Origin of the sequence: Pimelobacter simplex, from assembly GCF_900114845.1 — a bacterium.
GTDB classification, from domain to species: domain Bacteria; phylum Actinomycetota; class Actinomycetes; order Propionibacteriales; family Nocardioidaceae; genus Nocardioides; species Nocardioides simplex.
This window is the reverse complement of record NZ_FOUK01000003.1, coordinates 639,911-664,167: the sequence shown is the minus strand read 5'-3', so window position 1 is coordinate 664,167 and position 24,257 is coordinate 639,911. Positions and strand designations below refer to the sequence as shown.

Annotated in this window: 20 protein-coding genes; 5 read left to right on the top strand and 15 right to left on the bottom strand. The window is 72.5% G+C overall.

Going from position 1 to position 24,257, the window contains the following annotated elements:
* Nucleotides 1–62 precede the first annotated feature (62 nt).
* Nucleotides 63–1,742, bottom strand: coding sequence for a hypothetical protein (locus BM223_RS15985; RefSeq protein ID WP_038679672.1), 1,680 nt, complete (start codon nt 1,740–1,742; stop codon nt 63–65).
* 34 nt (nt 1,743–1,776) lie between these two features.
* A complete protein-coding gene (locus BM223_RS15980; protein ID WP_052138753.1) occupies nt 1,777–3,063 on the bottom strand; it encodes a flavin-containing monooxygenase in 1,287 nt (428 codons plus the stop codon).
* 454 nt (nt 3,064–3,517) lie between these two features.
* Here BM223_RS15980 and BM223_RS15975 point away from each other — a divergent pair, with 454 nt between their 5' ends.
* The 5 genes from BM223_RS15975 to BM223_RS15955 are packed head-to-tail and all read left to right on the top strand — an operon-like array spanning nt 3,518 to nt 8,091.
* The gene (locus tag BM223_RS15975) at nt 3,518–3,952 is read left to right on the top strand and encodes a RidA family protein (RefSeq protein WP_038679670.1); all 435 of its coding nucleotides are present in this window, start codon (nt 3,518–3,520) and stop codon (nt 3,950–3,952) included.
* Nucleotides 3,949–4,617, top strand: a complete 669-nt coding sequence (locus BM223_RS15970) for a DUF1028 domain-containing protein (protein WP_038679669.1) — start codon at nt 3,949–3,951, stop codon at nt 4,615–4,617. Before BM223_RS15975 ends, BM223_RS15970 begins: the two co-directional genes overlap by 4 nt.
* A 4-nt stretch (nt 4,618–4,621) precedes the next feature.
* A complete protein-coding gene (locus BM223_RS15965) occupies nt 4,622–5,746 on the top strand; it encodes a M20 family metallopeptidase (protein WP_038679667.1) in 1,125 nt (374 codons plus the stop codon).
* Nucleotides 5,743–7,137: an aspartate ammonia-lyase gene (locus tag BM223_RS15960; protein ID WP_038679665.1), complete on the top strand. Its 1,395-nt coding sequence runs from the start codon at nt 5,743–5,745 to the stop codon at nt 7,135–7,137. The genes BM223_RS15965 and BM223_RS15960 overlap by 4 nt, the downstream gene beginning before the upstream one ends.
* A gap of 33 nt (nt 7,138–7,170) precedes the next feature.
* Complete coding sequence (locus BM223_RS15955) at nt 7,171–8,091, top strand: LysR family transcriptional regulator (protein WP_052138752.1); 921 nt, start codon at nt 7,171–7,173, stop codon at nt 8,089–8,091.
* Between the two features lie 13 nt (nt 8,092–8,104).
* Here the strand turns inward: BM223_RS15955 and BM223_RS15950 are convergent, their stop codons facing one another.
* From BM223_RS15950 to BM223_RS15890, 13 genes are all read right to left on the bottom strand, one after another.
* On the bottom strand, nt 8,105–9,502 hold the full coding sequence (locus BM223_RS15950; protein WP_038679661.1) for a purine-cytosine permease family protein: 1,398 nt from the start codon (nt 9,500–9,502) through the stop codon (nt 8,105–8,107).
* 156 nt (nt 9,503–9,658) lie between these two features.
* Complete coding sequence (locus BM223_RS15945) at nt 9,659–11,320, bottom strand: indolepyruvate oxidoreductase subunit beta family protein (RefSeq protein ID WP_052138751.1); 1,662 nt, start codon at nt 11,318–11,320, stop codon at nt 9,659–9,661.
* On the bottom strand, nt 11,320–13,488 hold the full coding sequence (locus BM223_RS15940; protein WP_038679659.1) for a thiamine pyrophosphate-dependent enzyme: 2,169 nt from the start codon (nt 13,486–13,488) through the stop codon (nt 11,320–11,322). Before BM223_RS15940 ends, BM223_RS15945 begins: the two co-directional genes overlap by 1 nt.
* Nucleotides 13,488–14,279 carry a cyclase family protein gene (locus tag BM223_RS15935; RefSeq protein WP_038679658.1) on the bottom strand — a complete coding sequence of 264 codons (792 nt, stop codon included), beginning with the start codon at nt 14,277–14,279 and terminating at the stop codon, nt 13,488–13,490. The genes BM223_RS15940 and BM223_RS15935 overlap by 1 nt, the downstream gene beginning before the upstream one ends.
* Complete coding sequence (locus BM223_RS15930) at nt 14,276–15,880, bottom strand: phytoene desaturase family protein (RefSeq protein WP_038679656.1); 1,605 nt, start codon at nt 15,878–15,880, stop codon at nt 14,276–14,278. Before BM223_RS15930 ends, BM223_RS15935 begins: the two co-directional genes overlap by 4 nt.
* Nucleotides 15,877–17,349 (bottom strand): flavin-containing monooxygenase, encoded by a 1,473-nt coding sequence (locus BM223_RS15925; protein WP_038679654.1) that lies wholly within the window; start codon nt 17,347–17,349, stop codon nt 15,877–15,879. The genes BM223_RS15930 and BM223_RS15925 overlap by 4 nt, the downstream gene beginning before the upstream one ends.
* An 11-nt stretch (nt 17,350–17,360) precedes the next feature.
* Nucleotides 17,361–18,146, bottom strand: coding sequence for an SDR family oxidoreductase (locus BM223_RS15920; protein WP_038679652.1), 786 nt, complete (start codon nt 18,144–18,146; stop codon nt 17,361–17,363).
* Between the two features lie 156 nt (nt 18,147–18,302).
* On the bottom strand, nt 18,303–19,151 hold the full coding sequence (locus BM223_RS15915; RefSeq protein WP_200886983.1) for a PaaX family transcriptional regulator: 849 nt from the start codon (nt 19,149–19,151) through the stop codon (nt 18,303–18,305).
* Nucleotides 19,152–19,178: 27 nt separating this feature from the next.
* Nucleotides 19,179–19,583 (bottom strand): acyl-CoA thioesterase, encoded by a 405-nt coding sequence (locus tag BM223_RS15910; protein WP_038684609.1) that lies wholly within the window; start codon nt 19,581–19,583, stop codon nt 19,179–19,181.
* Nucleotides 19,580–21,937 (bottom strand): bifunctional salicylyl-CoA 5-hydroxylase/oxidoreductase, encoded by a 2,358-nt coding sequence (locus BM223_RS15905; RefSeq protein ID WP_038679650.1) that lies wholly within the window; start codon nt 21,935–21,937, stop codon nt 19,580–19,582. Before BM223_RS15905 ends, BM223_RS15910 begins: the two co-directional genes overlap by 4 nt.
* Nucleotides 21,934–22,839 (bottom strand): acyl-CoA thioesterase, encoded by a 906-nt coding sequence (locus BM223_RS15900; protein WP_038679649.1) that lies wholly within the window; start codon nt 22,837–22,839, stop codon nt 21,934–21,936. Before BM223_RS15900 ends, BM223_RS15905 begins: the two co-directional genes overlap by 4 nt.
* On the bottom strand, nt 22,836–23,321 hold the full coding sequence (locus tag BM223_RS15895; RefSeq protein ID WP_038679647.1) for a cupin domain-containing protein: 486 nt from the start codon (nt 23,319–23,321) through the stop codon (nt 22,836–22,838). The genes BM223_RS15900 and BM223_RS15895 overlap by 4 nt, the downstream gene beginning before the upstream one ends.
* Complete coding sequence (locus tag BM223_RS15890; protein ID WP_038679645.1) at nt 23,311–24,189, bottom strand: fumarylacetoacetate hydrolase family protein; 879 nt, start codon at nt 24,187–24,189, stop codon at nt 23,311–23,313. The genes BM223_RS15895 and BM223_RS15890 overlap by 11 nt, the downstream gene beginning before the upstream one ends.
* Nucleotides 24,190–24,257 lie beyond the last annotated feature (68 nt).

Below are 24,257 nucleotides of genomic sequence, written 5' to 3'. Positions count from 1 at the left end.
TGCCGGCTGGGTCGCGCCCGGTACGGCGGCAGGGGACTGCCGCCGTGCCGGGCGCATCCCGTTCAGCGGACTCGTCCGATGCGCACCGTGCGGCTGCGCGGCACGTAGCCGGGCTTGCTGATCGTCACCACGACCGTGACCACCTTGCCGCGCAGGGCGCGGGTGATCCGCAGCTGGCGGGTGGTGGCGCGGGGCAGCGCGCGCTTGCCGGCGTACCACCGGAAGGTGGTGGTGGGGCGCTGCGCGAGCCCCGTGGCGGAGAGCACCGGCCGCCCCACGCGGACGGTGCGCCCCACCTGGGGGACTCCGGAGCGGGTCGGCCAGCGCCGGACCCAGGACGCCGGGATCGCCGCGCGGGCGATCACCGGGGTGGCGGCCGAGCGGGCCGTGGCCGGACCGGTGAACCACGGGTTGTGCTCGGCGGTCACCTCGACCGAGAGCTGCCGGCCGAGGTCGGCCAGGCCCGCCGTGTACGTGGCCGCGGTGGCGCCGGGGATCGCGGTGGCGCCGCGGAACCATTGATAGCGGTAGGTGAGCTCGCCGGCGCTCGGGCGCCAGGTGCCCGGGCTCGCCGACAGCCGCCCGCCGACCTCGGACCGCCCGCTCACGACCGGCGGCGCCGCCGAGAACGGGGTGGTGTTCTGGATGACGGCGACGGGGGAGTCGGCGGGCGGTCCGGTCGACGCCCAGGGGCCGGCCGGGATCGCGCGGGCGCTGATCCCGGTCTCCCAGCCGTCGTCCAGGCCGTCGAGGACGTAGGTGGGACCGAACGCGTCGTCGATCGCGATGCCGTTGCGGTACCACTGGAAGGTGGTGCCGATCGCCGGGTCGGACCAGACCACGGTCGAGTGCGCGGTCAGCGTCCGGCCCCACTCGGCCGCGCCCGAGAGGGTGACGCCGCCACTGGCGTAGCCGACGGGGAGCTTGAGCTGGCGGGTGCCGGCGTCGACGTCGCCGGTGCGGCCGTAGGGGACGAGCAGCAGGCCGCTCGCGCCGGTGCCGAAGTCGGCCCCGCCCGAGCCGGGGGTGGCGGAGGTCAGGCCGCCGGTGCCGAACGAGAACGCGTAGCCCTGCCCGGCCGCGTCGACGAGGCGGACCGCCAGCTGGTTGCTGCCCAGCGGCTCGACCAGGTCGAAGGCGAACGTGCCGCTCGCGTCGAGCACCTGGGCGGGGACGCTCGTCAGGCGGTACCAGCCGCCGGGGATGTTCCAGATGCCGTCGCCGCCGAACCACACCTCGGCCCGGACGCCGGCGGTGGTGCGGCCGGCTGCGGCGACGACGCGGCCGCCGAAGCGGTGCGGCGTGAAGACCGTGAGGAGGGGCGTCGTCCCGAGATCGGTCGTGCCGTCGTCGGTGACGGTGACGACGCCGGCCCCGGTGAGCGTGCTGCCCGCGCAGGTGCCGGTGGCCTGGCCGGGGGAGGTCCACCACCGGTCTCGGCCGTGGCTGCACGGGTTGAGGTCGGACCAGTACGTCCCGAAGGCGACGTTGTACTCGCCGGGGGCGAGTCCGCTCAGGTCGAAGGTGCCGTCCGGACGCACCCACGCGCCGGGTGCGCCGACGACCCCGCCGGGGCTGCCGACCGGGGTCGCGAGGACCCGCACCGCGCGGACGTCGTACCCGTGGGGGACCGTGACGGTGCCGCTGATCGTGCCCGTGCCCGCGCCGTGGACCGCACCGAGGGGGACGGCGACGAGGACCAGCAGCGCGGCGACGAGGGCGGACAGCGCTCTGGCTCGCATCCGCCCATCGTCGCCGCCCGGAGACGGCTTCGCGTCAGGGTGCGACCCGCATGTTGTCGTCGTGGACGCGCTGCTCGGCGTCGTACGTCAGGTAGCTGCGGCGCGTCGCGATGTGCCCCGCGACGTGCTTGGCGTCGTGCCACACGCCCCAGATGAAGCTCGAGCCGCGGCGGGAGAGCCAGGGCAGGCCCACGAAGTAGACGCCGGGCTCGGTGGAGATGCCGCGACGGTGTGCGGGCTTGCCGGTCTCGTCGAAGGCGTCGACCTGCAGCCAGGAGTAGTCGACCGCGAAGCCGGTCGCCCAGACGATCGAGGTGATGCCCGCGGCGGCCAGGTCGAGCTGGAGGATCGGGTCGGTGACGCACGCGGGGTCGGCGCCGAGGGCGCGCGCCTCCGGCTCCTCGGGCAGGTCGAGGCCGTTGCGCTCGACGTACGCGTCGGCCTGGTCGAGCAGCGCGAACAGGTTGGCGTCGCCGGCGGCGATGTTGGCGGTGAGGTCGGTGCGGAACGAGAGCACGCCGTCGTCGTACTTGTCGGTCATGCCGACCAGGTTCACGCCCTGGCGGCCGAGCGCGCGGAAGTCGACCGTGTGGCCGCCGCGCGCGCCGCTCACGGCGATGGTGACGTGCTCGGCACCGGCGACCGGGGTCTCCATGTCCCACAGGTCGAGGACGCCGAGCCACCAGCAGAAGTCGCGGCCGCGGTAGCTCCGCGGCGGCCGGTCGTGCGGGCCGACCGAGAGGTAGACGTCACGGCCCGAGCGCTGCAGCTCGTCGGCGATCTGGACGCCGGACGAGCCCGCGCCCACCACCAGGACGCCGCCCTCCGGCAGCTGGTCCGGGTTGCGGTAGCCGCTCGAGTGGATCTGCACCGGCACCGCGCCCTCGGGGACGATCGGCGGGATGACCGGACGCTGGAACGGACCGGTCGCCGCGACGACGAAGCGCGCGTCGATCGTGCCCTCGGACGTCTCGACCCGGAACCCGGGGCGTCCCTCGTGGCGGGTCACCGAGGTGACCTCGACGCCGGTGCGGACGGGGGCGGCGATCTTCTCGGCGTACGCCTCGAAGTAGGCGGCCACCTGCTCCTTGCCCGCGAACCCGTCGGGGTCGACGTCCGGGAACTCCATGCCGGGGAAGCGGTCGTGCCAGGCGGGACCGTTGGCGACCAGCGAGTCCCAGCGCTCGGTGCGCCAGCGCTCGGCGATCCGGTTGCGCTCCAGCACGAGGTGCGGCACCCCGTTGTCGCTGAGGTGCTCGCTCATCGCCACCCCCGCCTGGCCCGCCCCGACGACGAGGACCTCCACCTCCTGGTGCGACATCCTCCACCTCCACTCTCGTACGGCAGCTGCTGCCGGAAGCTCGCGGCACACCTCGTGATGTGCTCTCGACACCGATCCTGAACGCCCCCGAGTCCTCTGTCCAACAGATGTTGTAGGACCACTGCATCGATTCTCCCGATCCAGTCCTCCCGCGAGGTTGCACGGTTGGCCCCGCGAAGTAGCAAGGTTCGCCCCGCGAAGTAGCAACGTTGCGCCGCCGAAGTCGCAGGCTTTTCGCGTCGAGGTTGCGCGCGGATGCGGCGGACCCATCCGCGCAACCTCAGTGGGCCGACCGTGCCACTTCGTGGGGCGAACCGTGCTACTTCGTGGGGCGAACCGTGCTACTTCGTGGGGCGAACCTTGCTACTTCGCGGAGGTTGGATCAGGGAAACAGATGGGGGTTGTGGGAAAGATCTGTTGGACACATGGGGGGCGGTGGAGTGGACTGGGGGGCATGAGCATCGTCGTCGGCGGGCACACCCGCATCCGTCCGTTCAACACGAGCGTGACCTACCCGGAGCAGAACCTCGACAACGACCTGTGCCAGGCCGTGGTCGCGGGCAACACCGTCTACGTCCGAGGGCAGATCGGGCAGGACCTGGACACCAGCGAGTCCGTGGGCATCGGGGACGTCGAGGCGCAGACCGAGCAGGCGATGGCGAACATCAAGATGCTGCTCGAGGAGGCCGGGGCCCGGATGGAGCACCTGGTCAAGCTCACCATCTACATCATCGACCCGCGCTACCGCGAGACCGTCTACCGGACGATCGGCCGCTGGACCAAGGGCGTCCACCCGATCTCGACCGGCATCGTCGTCTCCGCGCTGGCCCGCCCCGAGTGGCTCGTCGAGGTCGACGCGATCGCCGTGATCTCCGAGGACGCACAGTGACGTTCTCGGTCCTCGGCACCGACGGCAAGGGTGCCGTCGGCATCGCCGTGACGTCGTCGAGCCCGGCCGTGGCCGCGCGGTGCATCCACCTGCGCCCGGGCGTGGGCGGGGCGTCGTCGCAGAACATCACCGACCCCCGCCTCGGTACGGCGCTCCTCGACGCGCTCGCGTCGGGCCTCGACGCCCGGGCGGCGCTGGCCGCCGTCACCGAGGGCCGCGAGCACATCGAGCACCGGCAGCTGACCGTGCTCGGCCTCGACGGCAGCGGCGCGGCCTACTCCGGCGCCGGCTCGCTCGGCGTCCACCACCACGTCGTCGCCGACGGGGTGGTCGCGGCCGGCAACCTGCTCGCCGACACCGCCGTCGTGGACGCCGTCGCGGCGGGCTTCGCAGCCGCCACCGGCGAGCTCGAGGAGCGGCTGCTCGCCGCGCTGGAGGCCGGGCTGGCCGCCGGCGGCGAGGCCGGGCCGGTCCGCTCGGCGGGCCTCTCCGTCGTCCGGGACGTCGACTGGCGGGTCACCGACCTCCGCGTCGACTGGAGCGACGCGCCGATCGAGCAGCTCCGTGAGCTGCTGGGGGTCTGGCTGCCGCAGCGCGACGACTACGTGACGCGGGGCATCGACCCCACGACCGCCCCCTCGTACGGCGTCCCCGGGGACGAGTGACCCGATGAGCAAGCAGGCCGCCGCCGCCACGATCAGCACCGACGCCGAGCGCCTCATCCGGCTCTCGGAGCAGCTCCACGCGAACCCCGAGACCGGCTGGCAGGAGCACAACTCCTCGCGCTGGGTCGCCGAGGCCCTCGCCGAGGCAGGGTACGACGTCACGCCGGCCTACCTCGGCCTCGAGACGGCGTTCCTCGCCACCATCGGCAGCGGACCGTTCCGCCTCGGCCTCTGCGCCGAGTACGACGCCCTGCCGGGCCTGGGCCACGCGTGCGGCCACAACCTGATCTCCGCGATCACCGTCGGTGCCGCACGGGCGCTCGCGCCACTCGCCGACGCGGCGGGCCTGACGATCGAGGTCTACGGCACGCCCGCCGAGGAGGGCGGCGGCGGCAAGATCGAGCTGCTCGAGCGCGGTGCTTTCCAGGGCCTCGACCTGGCGATGATGGCGCACCCGGCGCCGGTCGACGTCGCCGAGGCGGAGCCGTTCGCGGTGTCCCACTCGCACGTCGAGTACCGCGGCAAGGCGGCCCACGCGGCGGCGTACCCCGAGCAGGGGGTCAACGCGGCCGACGCGTTCACGATCGCCCAGGTCGCGATCGGCCTGATGCGCCAGCAGCTTCCGCCCACCGTCCGCGTGCACGGCGTGATGACGAACGGGGGAGAGGCGCCCAACGCGATCCCGGCCCGGACGGAGGGTCGCTGGTACGTCCGCGCGGAGTCGCTCGCCCAGCTCGCCGAGACCGAGGACAAGGTCTGGCGCTGCTTCGAGGCCGGCGCGCTCGCCACCGGGGCGACGCTCGAGGTGACCCCGGAGAGCAAGCCCTACGCGGAGTTCCGCACCTTCGAGCCTGCGCTCGACGCCTACAAGCGCAATGCCACCGAGCTCGGCCGGGTCTTCGACCCGGGCACGCCGGCGCGCCGGATGAACCGCGCCTCCACCGACATGGGCAACGTCTCCCAGGTCGTGAACGCGATCCACCCCTACATCGGCATCAACTCGGGCACGGCGCTCAACCACCAGCCCGAGTTCGCGGCGCACTGCGTCGGCGGCGACGCCGAGAAGGCGCTGCTCGACGCGGCGACCGCGCTCGCCTGGACCGCGCTCGACGTGGCGGCGACGCGATGACGACCCGCACCGAGCACGACTCCCTGGGCCCCTACGAGGTCCCCGCGACGGCGTACTGGGGCGTGCACACCGCCCGGGCGCTCGCGAACTTCCCGATCAGCGGGACGCCGGTCGGCGCCCACCGCGAGCTCGTCGCCGCGCTCGGCACGGTCAAGCTCGCCGCGGCGCGCACGAACCACGACCTCGGTCTCCTCGACGACCGCCGGTTCGCGGCGATCGCCGCGGCGGCGGAGGAGGTCCGGGCCGGCCACCTCGACGACCAGTTCGTCGTCGACGTCATCCAGGGCGGCGCCGGCACCTCGACCAACATGAACGCCAACGAGGTGATCGCCAACCGCGCGCTGGAGATCCTCGGCCACCCCCGCGGTGCGTACGACGAGCTCCACCCCCTCGACCACGTCAACCGCTGCCAGTCGACCAACGACGTCTACCCGACGGCGGTCCGGTTGGCGCTGCTGCCGGCGATCGACCGGCTCGCGACGGCGACCGGGGCGCTGGCGGACGCCTTCGCGGCCAAGGCCGCTGAGTTCCGGGCGGTGCCCAAGATCGGGCGCACGCAGCTCCAGGACGCCGTACCGATGACGGTGGGCCAGGAGCTCGGCGCCTTCGCGACGACGCTGCGCGAGGAGCTCGCCCGGCTCACCGACTCTCGCGGGCTGCTGTGCGAGGTCAACCTCGGCGCCACGGCGATCGGGACCGGCATCACCGCGCACCCGGAGTACCACCGCCGGGTCGTCGTCCACCTCGCCGCGCTGACCGGCCAGCCGGTCGTCGGCGCCGGCGACCTCGTCGAGGCGACCAGCGACACGGGCGCCTTCGTCCAGGTCTCGGGCGTGCTCAAGCGGGTCGTGGTCAAGGCGTCGAAGATCTGCAACGACCTCCGGCTCCTCGCCTCCGGCCCGCAGGCCGGCTTCGGCGAGCTGCAGCTCCCCGCCCGCCAGGCCGGGTCGAGCATCATGCCGGGCAAGGTCAACCCGGTCATCCCCGAGATGGTCAACCAGGTCGCCTTCTGGGTGATCGGCAACGACATGACGGTGACCATGGCCGCCGAGGGCGGGCAGCTCCAGCTCAACGCGTTCGAGCCGGTGATCTGCCACGGCCTGCTCCAGGGCTTCGCCTGGACGACGTCGGCCTTCGACGCCCTGCGCGAGCTCTGCGTCGACGGCATCACGGTGGACGCCGCGAAGCTCGCCGCCGTCGCCGCGCAGAACGCCGGGCTGGCCACCGCGCTGACGCCGCTGCTGGGCTACGCCCGCTCGGCCGAGATCGCCAAGGCCGCGCTGGGCGGCGCCGGCGTCGTCCGCGACCTCGCGCTCGCCACCGGTGGCGTGGAGGCCGAGGTGCTCGACGCGCTGCTGCGACCCGAGACGCTCGCCAACCTCCAGCCCTGACGCGGCGGCGGCCGGTACGGCAGGATGGCCGCCATGGCGGAGGTCGGCTTCACCCTGACGCAGCTGCGCTACTTCGCGGCCGCTGCGGAGCAGGGCTCCATGACGGCGGCCTCACGGCAGCTCATGGTCTCCCAGTCGGCGATCTCGACCGCCGTCGCGCAGCTCGAGAAGGAGCTCGGCGTCCAGCTCCTGCTGCGCCACCACGCGCGCGGGCTGACCCTGACCGCGGCCGGTGAGGAGTTCTACCGCGAGCTGCGCAGCTATCTGGTCCACACGACCGAGCTCGCCGAGGTCGCCCGCTCGGCCGGCCAGGCGCTCGTCGGCGACCTGAGCATCGGCTGCTTCACGACGCTCGGACCCTTCGAGCTGCCACGGCTGCTCGCGGTCTGCGAGGAGGAGCACCCCGGCATCCGGATCTCCGTGGTCGAGGACGAGCACGCCGCGCTCAAGAACGCCCTGCGCTCGGGCCGCTGCGAGCTCGCGCTGCTCTACGGCTACGACCTCGACGACGACATCGACCACGTCCGGATCGGCGTCGCCGCCCCCTACGTCCTCGTCGCCAAGGGGCACCGGCTCGCGCGCCGCAAGAAGGTCGCGCTGGCCGAGCTCGCCGACGAGCCGATGGTGCTGCTCGACCTGCCCCACAGCGGCCCCTACCTCGAGCGGGTCGTGACGTCGTCCGGTGTGCGGCCGGTCATCCGGCACCGCTCGGCGGGCTTCGAGACGGTCCGCGCGATGGTGGCCAACGGCCAGGGCTGGTCGGTGCTCAACCAGCGCCCCGCCAGCAGCACGACGTACGACGGCGCGGAGGTCGTCAACCTCGAGATCTCTGACCCCGTCGAGCCGCTCGAGATCGTGCTGGCGTCGATGAAGGGCGTACGACTGACCTCCCGCGCGCAGGCGTTCGTGCGTTCCTCGGTTCGTGAGGTACGCCGGCGCGCGGGAGGCCGGTGAGCGTCGGGGACCGTCAGGCCGCGGTCACCGCTCCGGTGAGCTCGCTCGGGGCGAGCTTCCGGCCCCGGGCCAGCAGGTAGTAGACCGGGCCGGTCGCGACCAGGCCGATGATCCAGCTGAGGTCCGCGCCGCCGAGGTTGTCCGAGATCGGGCCCTGGTAGAGCGGGGTGTTCATGAACGGGATCTGCACCAGGATGCCGATCACGTAGGCGGTGATCGCCTGCGGGTTGAACCGGCCGTAGATCCCCCCGTCGGCCGCGAAGATCGAGTCGAGGTCGTAGTTGCCGCGGTGGATCAGGTAGAAGTCGATCAGGTTGATCGCCGTCCACGGCACGAGCACGACGAGCAGCGCGAGCACGATGTCGACGAAGTGGGAGATGAAGTCGCCCGAGACGCCGATCGCGAAGTACGCCGCCGCGGCCATCACCACGGCCGACAGCACGACGCGGGTGCGGGCGGTCGGGATCCACCGCGCGACGAAGGTCTGCACGCAGGTGATCATCGAGAGCACCGTGCCGTAGAGGTTCAGCGCGTTGTGGCTGATCACCGACAGCAGGAAGAGGACGAGCAGCGGCGTCCCGAGCGAGCCGGTGGTGTCGCGGACGCCGGTCATCACGTCGGTGCCGGGGACCATCGCCAGCGCGACGACCGCGCCGAAGGCGAACGGCAGGATCGAGCCGAGCGTGCAGCCCAGGTAGGTCGCGTTGAAGGTGGCGCGGACGCCGACCTCGGCCGGCAGGTAGCGCGAGTAGTCCGACACGTACGGCGCGAAGGCGATCTGCCACAGCGCGGCCAGCGAGACCGTCGCGAGGAAGCCGGCGGTGGTGTAGCCGCCGCGGCTCCAGAAGTCGCCCGGCAGGCCGGACACGAAGATCGCGCCGATCGCCAGCACGATGCCGACGCCGAGGACCCAGGTGGCGATCTTGTTGAGCGCGTGGATGAACCGGTAGCCGATCACGCAGATCAGCCCGGAGCCGAGTGCGCCGAGGATGATGCCGGTCGAGACCGGGACCGGGTCGGCGATGCCGTGCAGCGACTGCCCGGCGAGCACGATGTTCGAGGCGAAGAACGCGAGGTACATGACCGCCGCGATCACCACGACGATCAGCGCGCCGTACGAGCCGAACTGGCCGCGGCTCTGGATCATCTGCGGGATGCCCATCTGGGGCCCCTGGGCGGAGTGCAGCGCCATGAAGATGCCGCCGACGAGGTGGCCGACGACGATGGCGACCACGCACCAGAACAGGTCGAGACCGAAGACGGTCACGCCGGCCGCGCCGGTGACGACGGGCAGCGGGGCGATGTTCGTCCCGAACCAGAGCGTGAAAAGGTCACGCACCTTGCCATGGCGGTCCTCGGGTGGGACGTAGCCGATGGTGTGCTTCTCGACGACAGACTGGTCAGCAGACATGGTTTCAACTCCAAGTGTGAGGCGCAGCACCATGGTGCGGACCCCCGGAGTCACCTGGCAAACGAATCCTTTTGGCTCAAGTCATCGGTTCTGAAGATGGTGCGGGGTCGTCGCGCCAGTTTCGCCGGTCGACCGGCGAAACTCCCGCGCCGCCCGTCACCCCGCCCGCGCGGGGACGACGACCCGCGGGCCGAGCGCGGCCCGCAGCGCCGTGCCGTCCTCGTCCGCGAGGGCGGCGGTGCGCAGGCGGACCAGCTCGGCAGCGGCGTCGGTGCGGCCGGAGAGCCCGTCGACGGCGTCCATGAGCAGCCCGAAGCTCTCCTGCCCGTGGTGGTGGGTGGCGCCGTAGCCCTTGAGCACGCGCTGGCACTCGACGATCTCGCGGGCGAGCTCGGCGTCCGTGGCGGCTGCGGCGACGGCCCGGTCGAGCCAGGCGTCGATGGCGACCTGCTCGCGGCCGAAGCGCAGCGAGCGCGGCCGGAGGGGGCGGAACCGGGCCATGATCCAGAGCAGCGTGAAGCCGATGATCCCGGTCGTGTTGACCACGATGCCGTTGCGGGTGACCTTGCCGACCACCTTGGCGAAGAGCGACGAGCCGGCCAGCCAGCGCCCGAGGCGGGTGGGGAGGGTGTCGGTGATCTCCTCGACCTGGGGGTGGAGGTACTCGCGGACGTTGACGAGCTGGCCCGGCGCGGCCTTGGCCTCGGTGCGCACGCCCTCGATGCGACGGCGGCGGATCTTCTGCTGCGCGACGTGGATCGTGTCCTGGTAGGTCATCCAGAGCGCGACGTGCCGGGCAGCCTCGGTGGTGAGCGCGGCCGCGCCCTCGGCGTCCGGGTCGACCGCGGCCAGGCGGGCGACCCGGGCGAGGTAGCGGTCGCTGTACGCCGGGTCCTGGTAGACCGCCGTGCGCACGCAGCCGTGCAGCAGCATCGAGCGGGCGGCGACCGGGAAGGCGCCGGCCACGCGGGCGGCCTGGGGCTGCAGGTGCGGGCCGACGAGGTGGCCGGGGTGGCTGCGGGCGATCTCGTCGCGGCGGCGCTCCTCCTCGGCAGCGGCCTCCTCGGCGGGGTCGACGGGGCGACGCCGGCCGATGGTGATCGGGACCGGGCCGGACCCCGGGGCAGCCGGGGCGGGCTCCGGCAGCGGGACGGGTGCCGGGCGCCCAGCGGCGTCGTACCCCGCGGCGAAGGCGGCGAGCGAGGCGTCGACGCCCTTGCCCGAGGCGCGGATGGCGTCCTCGAAGGCGGCCCGCTCGAACGGCAGCTCGCCGGAGCCGGCCAGCGCGCCGAAGAGGGCGGCGCTGATCACGCTGCGTGCGTCCTCGGCGAGCTTCATGAAGTCGGCCGCGATGAGCCGGCGCGAGCCGGCGTGGGCGGCCTCCAGCAGGCCGTTGCTGTCGACCCGGCCGTCACCGACGGCGAGCCGCTCGTCCATCGAGTAGACCCGGTTCGTCGAGGCGATGAGCGTCGTCCGGTCGGGCGTGGAGAAGCCGCGCTGGACCGAGCGTCCGGCCTCCATCAGCTCCGAGGCGATGACGACGTCGACCTCGCCGGGGGTGGGGAACAGGCTCAGCACCGGCTCGGTCCGGACGCCGGCGGGCTGGTCGTCCGGGCGCGGGTAGAGCTCGACGTAGTAGACGGTCGCGCCGGTGCGCTGGGCGACGCCGGCCACCGACGTGTTCTGCGAGTAGTAGCCGGCCTGCTCGCCGACCGCGACGATCCAGTCGGCGAGGACGCCGCCGCCCTCGCCGCCCATCGCCAGGATCGCGATCGTGATCGGCCGCCGGCCCGCGGACCAGCTGCTGGGAGCGGACATCAGAGACTCACCTCGTAGCGTGCGGCCCGGCGCTCGACGCCGGACGTGAGAAGGCCGATCCACCCGCCGCGCATCCGGCTCAGCAGGCGGTCGCGCCAGGTCGGGTTGTAGACCAGGTCGGTCCGGTAGAACGACGGGCACAGGGACGCCGCGTGCGCGTTGGCGCCGCACACCCCGCACCCGACGCAGGAGTCGAGCACGGTGGCGACCGGGTCGGTGCGCATCGGGTCCGGGTTGGCCTTGATGGTCAGCGACGGGCAGCCGGAGACCCGGATGCACGCGTGGTCGCCGGTGCAGGTGTCGGCGTCGACACCGAAGCGCTCCTTGACGACCCGCTTGCCCTCCTTGATCGCCTTCGCACGCTGCGGCTTGACCCGGCGCTGCCGGTTGAGCTGGCACTCGCTCTGCGCGACGACGACCTTGGGGCCGGCCTCCTTGGTGGTCAGCGCCTTGACGAAGACGTCGCGCAGGGCGCCGATCTTGTAGGTGTTGCTGACCGTCTTGACCCAGTTCACGCCGACGCCGCGGACCGCCTTCTCGATGGGGTGCTTGGTCGAGCGGAGCACGCTGTCGGCCTGGGACGAGAGGACGTCCTGGCCACCGGTGGCCGCGCTGTAGGCGTTGTCGACGACGAGCAGGAGCTGGTCGTTCTGGTTGAACACCGCGTTGCCGACGCCGCTGGTGAGGCCGTTGTGCCAGAAGCCGCCATCGCCCATCACCGCGATGGTGCGCCGGTCGGCGTCCTTGGAGTTGAGCGCTGCCGCGCCGGCCGAGCCGAGGCCGTAGCCCATCGTCGTGGCGCCGAGGTTGAACGGCTCGTTGATGGCGAACAGGTGGCAGCCGATGTCGGCGCTGACGTGGTGCTGCTTGCCGGTCTCCTTCTCGGCCAGCTTGAGTGCGCTGAAGATCGGCCGCTCCGGGCAGCCGGTGCACAGCCCCGGCGGCCGCGGGCGGACGACGGCCGCGTCGACCCGCGGCGCGAAGGGGCTGCGCGCGTCGTCCTCGGGCATGAGCAGCGAGGGGCTGCTGCGCACGACGTCGGGGAGGTACTTCTGCAGGAAGGCGTCGAGCCCGCGGGTGACCGCGGCCGCGGTGTACTCGCCCGCGACCGGCAGCAGGTCCTTGCCGTGCAGCGCGACCGGCGAGCCGGCCCGGCGCAGGATGGCGTTGAGGTTCTGCTCGATGTAGTCGGGCTGGCCCTCCTCGACGAGCAGCACCGCGCGCTTGCCGGCGCAGAAGTCGAGGATCTCCTCGTCGACGACCGGGTAGGTCACGTTCATGACGTAGACCGGCACCTCGGTGTTGCCGAAGGCGTCGGAGCAGCCGAGCAGCTCCATCGCCCGGTTGAGCGTGTTGTAGACGCCGCCCTGGACGATGATGCCGATGTCGGCGGTGTCGGCGCCGAGCACCTCGTTGAGCCCGCGCCGCTTGATGAACTCGACGGCGGCCGGCCAGCGGTCCTCGATCTTCTCCTTCTCGTGCAGGAAGCTCGCCGGTGGCAGCACGATCCGGTCGAGCTGCCGCTGGGGGTTCTCGATCGCGTCGGTCACCGTCATCGGCGGGCGCTTGTTGTCCTTGGCGGTGAACGTGCCGTAGAGGTGGCACGAGCGCAGCCGCAGCTGGAGCATGACCGGCGTGCTGCTCGCCTCGGAGAGCTCGAAGCCCGCCTCGACGGCGTCCACGATGGCGCTGATGTTGGGCCTCGGGTCGAGCAGCCACATCTGCGACTTCATGGCGAAGGCGTGCGAGCGCTCCTGCATGATGCTCGAGCCCTCGCCGTAGTCCTCGCCGACGATGACGAGCGCCCCGCCGGTCACGCCGCCGCTGGAGAGGTTGGCGAGCGCGTCGGAGGCGACGTTGGTGCCGACCGTCGACTTGAACGTGATCGCGCCGCGCAGCGGGTAGCTCACCGACGCGGCGAGCATCGCCGCCGCCGTCGCCTCGGAAGCGCTGTTCTCGAAGTAGACGCCGAGCTCCTCGAGGATCTCGTGCGCGTCGCCGAGGACGTCCATCAGGTGCGAGATCGGCGCGCCCTGGTAGCCGCCGACGTATGCGACGCCGGACTGCAGCAGCGCCTTGGTGACGGCGAGGATGCCCTCGCCGGAGAAGGACGTGCCCTCCCCGGCGCGCAGCTTGAGCACCTCGTGGGCGAAGGACCGCTCGGCCATCAGGCGGGGACGATCGCGAGCGCACGGGCGGGGGAGCCCGTGCCGCCGACGATCGGGAGCGGCGCGACGATGATCACCGCGCCGGTGCGCGGCAGCCGGTCGAGGTTCTGCAGCTGGGTCAGGCCGTACTTGTCGGCGCCGAGCAGGAAGTGGTGGACCGGGAAGGGCGGCTCCAGGCCGCCGGCCTGGCCGGCGTCGATGCCGACGGTCTCGACGCCGAACCCGCTGATGGACGACGCCGCGAGCCACTGCGCGCCCGCGGCCGAGACGCCGGGCGTGTGGGGGCCGTTCTCGTCGGCGTTGGCGAACGCGACGGCGTCGCGGCTGTACTTGCTCCAGCCGGTGCGGAAGAGCAGCCAGGCGCCGTCGGGGAGCGGGCCGTGCTCGGCGACGTAGGCCTCGAAGTGCTCGGGGCCGAGCAGCAGGTCGGGGTCGGCCTCGGCCTCGGCGGTGAAGTCCATGACGACGGCCGGGCCGATCAGGCGCGCGGGCGCGATCTGGTCGACCGAGGCGCCGTCGCGGCCGGTCGCCCAGTGGGTGGGGGCGTCGAGGTGGGTGCCGGTGTGCTCGCCGGTGTGGATGTTGTGCCAGCCCCAGAACGGGCCGTCGGCGTCGAAGTCGCTGACCTTCTCGAGCGAGAGGGGGATCGTGTTCGCGAACGGCTCCGGGAGCTGCAGGATCGGCGTCTCGGACGAGAGCGGCGCGGTGAGGTCGACGACGGTGGCCGCGCCGGTGGCGAGCGCGGTGAGCAGACCGTCGAGGGCGGTCGTGGTGCTGGGGGTGGTGGTCATCGGCGGAACCTTTCGGAGAGGCGGCGCACGCCGCGTGGGGTGAGGAGCTGCTGGGCGACGAGGTGGCCGGAGCCGCCGCCGAGGCCGGGGCCGGGGTGGGTGAACGCCCCGATGTGGAAGAGCCCGGCGACGCCGGTGCGGTGCCCGGTGCCGGTCCCGGGACGCCAGAGGAGCGACTGGTCGAGCTCGGCGGCGCCGCCGTAGGGGTCGCCGTGGACGGCGTTGGCGTTGGCGGCGCTCAGTGCGGTGGGGGAGATGACGTGCCGGCCGATCACGCTGTCGGCCAGGCCGGGCGCGTGCTCGGCGACCCGGGCGAGCACCCGGTCGGTGTAGGCGTCGGCGAGCTCGGCGGTCCACCCGTCGCGGACGTCGATCTCGCCGGCCGCGTCGCCCGTCGGCGCCCAGGGCACCTCCTGCAGCTGCAGCCACAGCGTGGCCTGTCCCTCGGGGGCGCGGGTGGGGTCGAGCACGCACTGCTGGCCGACCACGACCGTCGGGGCGGACGGCAGCAGCCCGGCCTCGGCCTGGGCGCACGCCACGGCGGTGCTGTCGGCGCCGTTGCTGACGTGGATCAGGGGGACGGCGTCGAGCCGGCTGTCGGCCCAGCGCACCGGACGGTCCAGTGCCAGGTGGATCTGCGTGGCTGCCCGCCCCGGGCGGTGCCGGGCGACGGCCTGCCGGCCGGCGTCGGTGACCACGTCGGGGGAGAGCAGCTGCTCGTAGAGGCGGCCCGTCGACGTCGATGCGAGCACGGCGCGGCCGGCGACGAGCCGCTCGCCCCCGGCCTCGACGGCGACAGCGCGGCCGTCGCGCACGACGACCCGGTCGACCGTGGTGCCCAGCAGGACGTCGACCCCGCGCTCGGCGAGCAGGCCGGCGAAGGCCGCGACGAAGTTGGCCGCCCCGCCCTCGACCACCGGCAGTCCGATCGCGTGCATGGTGAACGCCATCACCGGCAGCATCAGCCCGCCGGTGGCCTGGTCGGGGGCGAGGCCGGCGTGGAGGAGCCAGGGCGACCACAGCTGGTCGACCTCGAAGCCGGCGAAGCGCTCGCGGACCAGGCCGCGCCCGGACTGCGTGGACACGCGCATCAGCTCGGTGAGGCCGTCGCGGCCGAGACCCCGCAGAGCGCCGTACCCGAGGCGGGCGAGGTCGCCCGTGCGCAGCTCGGAGCCGAGGGCGCCGAAGACGTGCGGCGCCCACTGGTCGAGCTGCGCGAGCATGTCGGCGTACGCGCGGGCGTCGGCGGCGTGGGCGAAGTCGACCGCCGTCTTCTCCGGGTCGCGGTCGGCGACGACGGTGCCGCGCTCGGAGACCGATGCGGTGACCGGCCCCTCGGCGTTGCGGTAGACGAGGCCGTGCCGGTGCAGGTCCGCGCCGAGGGTGGCGTAGCCGCCGCCCGCGACGAAGAGCGGGTGCCACGAGCTGAACGTGTCGTGCACGAAGCCGCGTGCGGTCAGCTCGTCGGAGGCGATGAAGCCGCCGAGCCGGTCCCGCTCCTCGACCACGGCCACCCGCCAGCCGGCGCCGGCGAGCTCGGCCGCGGCGACGAGACCGTTGATCCCGGCGCCGACGACGACGGCGTCGTAGTGCCGGCTCATGAGGCCTTCACACCGAGCCGGCGGGCCAGCCGCGGCGTGATCTTGCGGTAGTTGCTGGGGTTGATCGGGAGCAGCCACTGCCGGGCGCGGGTGAGCGGGCCGACGTTGAGGCCGACGTCGGAGAGCACCTCGTCGATGTTGTGCACCGAGAACGGGATGATGTTGGTGCCGCGGGCGTGCTGGCCCTGGGTGCGCTCGCGCATCCAGGTGAGCCGGTCGCGCACGGCGACGTGCATCTCCGTCGTGCTGGGCAGCGTGTGGTTGCCGCCGAGCATCGAGCCGATCCAGATCGCCGACACCTCGGCCGAGAGCGGCGAGAAGAACGACGAGTTGTAGCCCGCGAAGCTCAGGTCCGGCAGGTAGATCGGGTGGATCTGGCGGTAGAGCAGGTAGTCGCCGTTCTCGTCGGTGAGCTTCTCCATGACCTCCGGGGGGAGGAACGGCAGGTCCTGCGACCAGCCGGTCGCCGCGACGACGACGTCGACCGGGATGATCCGGCCGTTGCTGAGCTCGGCGAACGGCTTGCCGTCCTGCTCGACGAAGCGCTCGATGATCGTGTCGCGCTGGACGTCGATCCGGCCCTCGTCGACGCCCTCGAAGAAGCCCTCCGAGGCCAGCGAGACGGTGGAGCGGGCGATGTCGGAGAACTGCCCCTCCGGCACCAGGCCGAGGTCCTCCAGCTTGAGCTGCTTGGTGGTGACCTTCTCGACGCTGCCGAGCATGCCGTTGGCCATCGCCGAGTCGCGGGCGTGGAGCAGCCGCTCCGGGCCGGACACCGAGCGGTAGCGGAACAGGCCCTCGCCCATGCGGGTGAGCATCAGGTACTTGTAGTTGAGGACGCCCTTGACCTTGCGCGGCATCTTCCAGAGCAGCTCGCGCGCCACCACGGTGGTCGACGCGGCGACCTTGGCGATCTCCACGGTGATGTCGCAGGCGGACTTGCCGTACCCGACCACGACCGTGTGCTTGTCGCGGACCTGGTCGAGGCTGTGCCAGTCGCTGGCGGCCATCACCTCGCCGCCGAGCTTCTCGAACAGGTCGAGGTTCTCGAACGGCGGGATGAACGGGCGCGAGAAGATGCCGCTGGCCAGCACCAGGTGGTCGTAGTGCTCCGTGCCGGACGCCGTGGTGACGTCCCAGCCGCCGCCGTCGGTGGGGACGGCGAGCTCGACCTCCGTGCCGAGCCGCAGGTACGGCGTGAGCCCGAACCGCTCGGCGTACGTCGAGAGATAGCTCTGCACCTGCTCGCCGGAGGGCCACTCGGGGTAGTCCCGGGGCATCGGCTGGTCGGACAGCGCGTAGGTGCCCTTGTTGTTCTGGGTCTTCAGGCCGGGGTAGCGGCGGCTGGCGCTCCACACGCCGCCCACGTCCTGGGTCTTCTCGTAGACGACGACGTCGTGCCCGAGCTGGCGCAGGACCTTGGCGGACGAGAGGCCGGCGAAGCCGGCGCCGACGATGGCGATCTTCATGGGAGGGGTCCTCACTCGGCGAGCTGCGGGATGGTGGGGACGGCCTGCTCGGGGCCGAGGGCGGAGTAGCCGCCGTCGGCGGCCCAGTCCGCGCCGGTCACGACGGATGCGGCGTCCGAGGCGAGGAAGGCGACGACCTCGCCGATCTCGGCGCCGTCGCCGACCCGGCCGGTCAGGTGGAAGGGCGCGGCCACGCGGTCGGTCTTGGCGCGGTCGCTGCCGGACAGGTCGTCCATGATCTTCGACCAGGTCCAGCCCGGGCTGACCGAGTTGACCCGGATGCCGTCGCCGGCGAGGTCGGTGGCCATCGACCGGGTGAGCTGGACGATTGCGGCCTTCGACGCCGGGTAGACCCAGCGCCCGGTCTGCGCGACCTTGCTGGAGATCGACGTGAAGTTCACGACCGCCGCGTGCTCGCTGGCCTGCAGGTGGGGGTGCGCCGCGCGGACGACCTCCACGATGCTGACCAGGTTGACGTTCAGGGCGGTGAGCCAGTCGGCGCGGCTGGTCGCGAAGCCGTCGTCGAGGTAGGTCGCGGCGAGGTTGACGACGATGTCGATGCCGCCGAAGCGCTCGACGGTGGCGGACACGAGGTCCGCGACGGCGGCGTCGTCGGTGATGTCCGTGCGTACGAACGCGACCTCGTCACCGAGCTTCTCGGCCGCGGCACCGCCGGCCTCGTCGATGTCGGCGACCACGACCCGGGCCCCGGCCCGGGCCAGGGCGCCGATGACGCCGTGGGCCAGCAGCGTGGCGCCGCCGGTGACGATCGCGGTGCGACCCGTCAGATCGGCCATGTTGATTCCTCCGCTCCTCGCTGCGATGCAGATCACATCGCGTGGACCGGGACACTAGGCACCGGCGCGGGCGGCCACTATCCGGAAAGCGCGGCGGGTATCCGCGAACCGCGGCGTGTTGTCCGGAGCCCGCTCAGGAGGGGGACGGCGGGACGCTCAGGAGGTCGGCCAGAGGCGCGCGGCATGGGCCAGCGCGCGGCCCTCGAGGGTCGCCACGAGGCGCTCGAAGAGCGCGGCGGCGTCGGGTCCGCTCCAGTCGTCGGCGAGCAGCTCACGGGGCAGCCCGGGGTCGCGGAAGGGCAGCCGGCGCCACCGGTCCACGACGGTCAGGTACGACGCGAAGGCGCGCTCCGGGTCGACGACCCCGCTGCCGCCGAGCTCGTCGGCGACCGGTGCGAACTCCGCGATGAAGGCGCGGTAGCGCTCGTCGATGCCGGTCAGGTCCCAGCTCTCGTAGAGCAGCGCGGCGAGGTCCTGCCCGGCCACGTGGTCGCCGACGAAGACGGCGCTGTGCCGGGTCAGGCCGAGCTCGGCGATCGCCCGCTCGGCGGCGGCCTGCATGCGTGCGGGCGCGATCCACATGGCGGTGCCGACGTTGCCGAAACCCAGCGAGGTGAGGTGGGCGCGCAGCTGCTGGCGCTTGCTGCGCTGCGACTCGGGCACCGAGAAGTTCACGATGCACCAGCCGTCCTCGAGCGCGGCGGGCTGCCGAGCGTGCCAGATGACCTCGTCGCCGGCGGCCAGCGCGCCCAGGGCCTCGTCGGTGAGCGCGTAGCCGCGGATGCCGCCGCGGGTCTCGGACTCGAGCCAGCCGCGCTTCTTGAGCCGGAAGACGGCGGTGCGCACCGACGGCCCGTCGATGCCCAGCGGCGCCATCAGGTCGATGGTGCCGCCGATCGGCATCCAGTTGCCCATCCGTCGTACGACAGCGCCGAGGAAGCTCACGACCACGGTCCGGGAGCCGCGCCCGCGGGCCTCGGTCTGCGCCGGTTCCGTGGTGCTCATCGGGAGCATTGTGCCCGACCCACCGGGCTAGTCGGCGGCACCCAGGGCGGCGCGCCAGTCGTCGGGCCAGGGGGACGACGTCCCGGTGGCCCGGTCGATGTGGACCGTCACGTAGCGGCCCCGGGCCACCCGCACGGGCGCGGTGCCCTCCGGGCCGCCGTGCACCTCGAACGTGAGCGACAGCGCCGACGTGCCCACCCGCTCGACCTGGACGGTCGCGGTGACCTCGTCGCCGAAGCGCAGCGGCGCCTCGAAGTCGACCTCGTAGCGGACCCGCGGTGCCGACGCGAAGTAGGCGTCGAGGCCGAGGCCGCGCATGAGCGCGGCCTCGGCGGACTCGACGTAGCGGGCGATCGCCGTGTTGTGGTGGATGCCCGCGGAGTCGGTGTCGATCCACTCGACCCGGCCCCGGTGGGTGGCCTGCACGGTCACGGCGTCCACCGCACGTGGACCAGGCCGTCGCCGTCGCCGTCGCGCAGCAGCGAGAGGCGGGGCGGGATCTTGTCGGTGCGCGAGGTGGGGGGCTTGCGGCGCCCGGCCTGCCACGGCACCGGCCAGGTGGCGCCGGGTCCGCGGTAGTCCTGCTCGGCGGCCGCGTGGAGCGTCCAGCTCGGGTCGTAGAGGTGCGTGCGGCCCAGGGCGCACAGGTCGGCGCGCCCGGCGAGCAGGATCGAGTTCACGTCGTCGTAGGACGAGATGGCGCCCACCGCGATCACCGCGACCCCGGCAGGGGCGGCGACCTCGTGCCGGATCCGGTCGGCGAAGGGGGTCTGGTAGGACCGCCCGAACGCCGGCTTCTCGTCCTTGCTCACCTGCCCGGACGACACGTCGATCGCGGCGGCGCCGTGCTCGATGAACGCGCGGGCGATCTCGACCGCGTCGTCGTCGGTGTTGCCGTCGGGCAGCCAGTCGTGCGCGGAGATGCGGACGGTGACCGGGATCGACTCCGGGACGACGGCGCGCACGGCGTCGAACACCTCGAGCGGGAACCGCAGCCGGTTGGCCAGCGAGCCGCCGTAGTCGTCGGTGCGCCGGTTGGAGACCGGGGACAGGAACGACGACAGCAGGTAGCCGTGGGCGGCGTGCACCTCGATCAGGTCGAAGCCCGCCTCGACCGCGCGCCGCGCGGTGGCGACGAAGTCGGCGACCACCTGGTCGAGGTCGGCCCGGGTCGCCTCGCGCGGGACGTGGCAGGTCGGACCGTAGGGGAGCGGTGAGGGCCCGAGGACCTCCCAGTTGCCGTCGTCGAGGGGCTCGTCCATGCCCTCCCACATCAGCTTGGTCGAGCCCTTGCGGCCGGAGTGGCCGATCTGGACGCCGATCTTGCCCCTCGAGCGCTCGTGCACGAAGGAGGTGATCCGGGCCCAGCCGTCGCGCTGCTCGTCGTTCCACAGCCCCGGGCAGCCGGGCGTGATCCGGCCCTCGGGGGACACGCAGGTCATCTCGGTCATCACCAGGCCGGCGCCACCCATCGCCTTGCTGCCCAGGTGCACGAGGTGGAAGTCGCTAGGCATCCCGTCGACCGCCGAGTACATGTCCATGGGGGAGAGGACGATGCGGTTGGCCAGCTCGAGCGGGCCGATCCGGGTCGGCTGGAACATGGCCGGCCCGGGCGAGCCGTCGCCGTAGGTGCGGGCGAAGGCGTCCTCGACCACGCCGGCGAAGCCGGGGTCGCGGTCCTTGAGGTTGTCGAAGGTGATCCGGCGCGAGCGGGTGAGCAGGTTGAAGACGAACGCCGTGGGGTCCTGGTCGGCGTACATGCCGATGTTCTCGAACCACTCCAGCGAGGCCTGGGCCGCGCGCTGGGTCGACTCGACGACCGGCTTGCGCTCGGTCTGGTAGGCCTCGAGCGCCGCCGGGACGGTCGGGTGCTCGTGCAGGCAGGCGGCGAGCGCGAGCGCGTCCTCCATGGCGAGCTTGGTGCCGGAACCGATCGAGAAGTGCGCCGTGTGGGCGGCATCGCCCAGCAGGACGACGTTGTCGTGGTGCCAGCGCTCGTTGCGCACGGTGTGGAAGCTCAGCCACTTCGAGTTGTTCGTGAGCACCTCGTGGCCCTGCAGCTCGCGCGCGAAGATCTCCTTGACCTTCGCCACCGCGTGCTCGTCGGACACGCCCGGGGGGAACACCTCGTGCTCGGTCGCGTCGAAGCCGGCCCGGCGCCACACGTCCTCGTGCATCTCGACGATGAACGTCGAGCCCTCGGCGGAGTAGGGGTAGCCGTGGATCTGCATGGTGCCCCACTCCGTCTGCTTGACGAAGAACTGGAACGCCTCGAACACCAGGTCGGTGCCCAGCCAGATGTACTTGTTGTGCCGGCGGTCGAGCGAGGGCCCGAACACGTCGGCGTGCTTGGTGCGGATCGACGAGTTGAGCCCGTCGGCCGCCAGCACCAGGTCGTACGACGCGCGGAGCTCGTCGACGTCGGGCGCCTCGGTCCGGTAGTGCACGGTGACGTCGAGCTCGGCGACGCGCTCCTGCAGGATCTGCAGCAGCTCCTTGCGGCTCATCGCGGCGAAGCCCTGGCCGCCGATCGTGTACGAGCGGCCGTCGACGTCGACGTCGATGTCGGTCCAGCGCGCGAACCGCGACTCCATGCGGTCGTGCACGACCTGGTCGGCACCCTCGATGCTGCCGAGCGTCTCGTCGGAGAAGACGACGCCGAAGCCGAACGTGTCCTCGGGGGCGTTGCGCTCCCAGACGGTGACCTCGTGGGCCGGGTCGAGCTGCTTCATCAGCGCGGCGAAGTAGAGCCCGCCCGGGCCGCCACCGGCGATAGCGATCCTCATGACGACCGTCCTCCCGCGCGGATCATGCCCTCCTGGACGACGGACGCCACGAGGACGCCGTCGGGGGTGAAGAAGCGGCCCACCGCCATGCCGCGGCCGTCGTCGACGGAGACCGCCTCCTGGGCGTAGAGCAGCCAGTCGTCCATCCGCACCGGGCGGTGGAACCACATCGCGTGGTCGAGGCTCGCGGTGACCAGGCCCTCGTCGGCCCAGGCCAGGCCGAGCACCCGCAGTGCGGGCTCGAGGATCGTGTAGTCGCAGACGTAGGCCAGTGCGGCGGCATCGCGCTGCTCGGCGGTCAGCCCCTCGACGTCGCGCAGCGCGTCGTACGGGCGCACCCAGATGGCCTGGTGCGGCGTCCGCTCGCCCTCGACGGTGAGGTAGACCGGGCCGGGCACGTGCCGCATGTCGAAGCTGCGCCCGTGCTGCCAGTAGTCCTTGGAGACGTCGGTCATCGTGCCGCCGGAGCGGTCGGCGAGGTACGCCGCCGAGGTCGGCAGCGTGTCGGGGCCGGGCAGGCCGGCCGGCATCTCTGCCTGGAACGAGCCGCTCGGCTCGCCGGCGGCGAAGCTGGCGAGGCAGACGTAGACGGGCTTGCCGTTCTGGAAGCCGCGCACCTGGCGGGTGCTGTAACCGCGCCCGTCACGCAGCGCCTCGACCTCGTAGCGGACCTCGGCGCCGATGTCGACGGGCCGCATGAAGTAGGAGTGCATCGAGTGCATGCTCTTGCCGTCACCGACGGTGCGCGACGCGGCGACCAGCGCCTGGGCGACCATGTCGCCGCCGTAGGCCTTGGGCCACGGGCAGGGCTGGGTGGTCGCGGTGAAGGCGTGGTCGAAGACCTCGGCCGGGCACTCCTTCAGGGTGACGGCGTCGGTGAAGATCTGCGAGGTGGGGTTCACGGCCGGTCCGTCCAGTCGGGCAGCTCGCCGTCGGTGACCTGGGCGAGGTTGACGACGATGTTCTCGGGGGTGCGGGTGGTCATCCAGGTGAGCGGGTTGTTGCGGTCGAGGTTGCATTCGACGTGGGGCATGAACGGCGGCACGAACACCCAGTCGCCCTCGGACATGTCGATGTAGTCCTCGAACTTCTCGCCGAAGTAGATCCTGGCCCGGCCGGACAGCACGTAGCCGCCGGTCTCGGCCTCGCCGTGGTGGTGGGGGACCGAGCGGTAGCCGGCGAGGTTGTGCACCTTGCCGAACCAGATCCGCGTCGCGGGCGTGTGCTGGATGCTCACGCCGGAGACCCGGGTGGCGCCCTCGCTCTGGCCGGTCAGGTCGGGCTCGAAGCCGGCCCGGGTCACGACCGGCACCACGATGCCGCTCTCGTTGGCGTAGACCGAGTTGTCCCCGATCAGCTCGTACTTGCTGAGGTCAGGCTCCATGAGGGTGCTCCTGGGAGAGGGTGGTGAGAGGGGTGAGACGGACGGTGTTGCGCAGCGTGCCGATGCCGGCGACCTCGGTCTCGAGGACGTCGCCGTCGGCGAGGAAGCGCTTCGGGTCACGGGCGACACCGACGCCGCCGGGGGTGCCGGTCAGCACCAGGTCGCCGGGGCGCAGGGTGGCGAAGGTGGAGACGTAGGCGAGCAGGTCGGCGCAGTCGAAGACGAGCGTCCGAGTGCTGTCGCGCTGGACCTCCTCGCCGTTGACCCGGCAGACGACGTCGACGCCGGCGAACGGATCGACCTCGTCGGGGGTGACGACGACCGGACCCACCGGGGTGGTCGCGTCCCAGGCCTTGCCCTGCAGCCACTGCAGGGTGCGGTACTGCCAGTCGCGCGCCGAGAGGTCGTTCGCGACGGTGTAGCCGGCGATCGCGGCGCGGGCCTCGTCGCGCCCGGCGCGGCGCAGGGTGCGGCCGACGACGACGGCGAGCTCGGCCTCCCAGTCCCACTGGACGCCGTCGGCGAGGGCGAGGTCGTCGTCGGGGCCGGTCAGGGTGTCGGCGAACTTCGCGAAGAGCGTCGGGTGCGTCGGCAGGTCGCGGCCGGTCTCCTGGATGTGCTCGCCGTAGTTGAGCCCGCAGCAGATCACCTTCCCGGGGCGCGGCAGCGCCAGCACGGGGACGGCGCCGGGCAGGTCCCGGTCGAGCTCGTCGGCCTGGGCGGCGACCCGCGCGGGGTCCCAGCCGCCGTCGGCCTCGGCCGCGGCGAGCAGGGCCGACAGGTCGGGGGCCGGCAGCGCGCGCCAGCCGTGCTCACCGAGCAGCGCGGCCGTCGTACCGCCGGGGGTGGTGACCGTCGCGAGCCGCATCGGTCCTCCTTCGTGCATCGTCGGGATCGTTCGATATTGCATTCTGCACACGTTCGTTGCCGTGATGT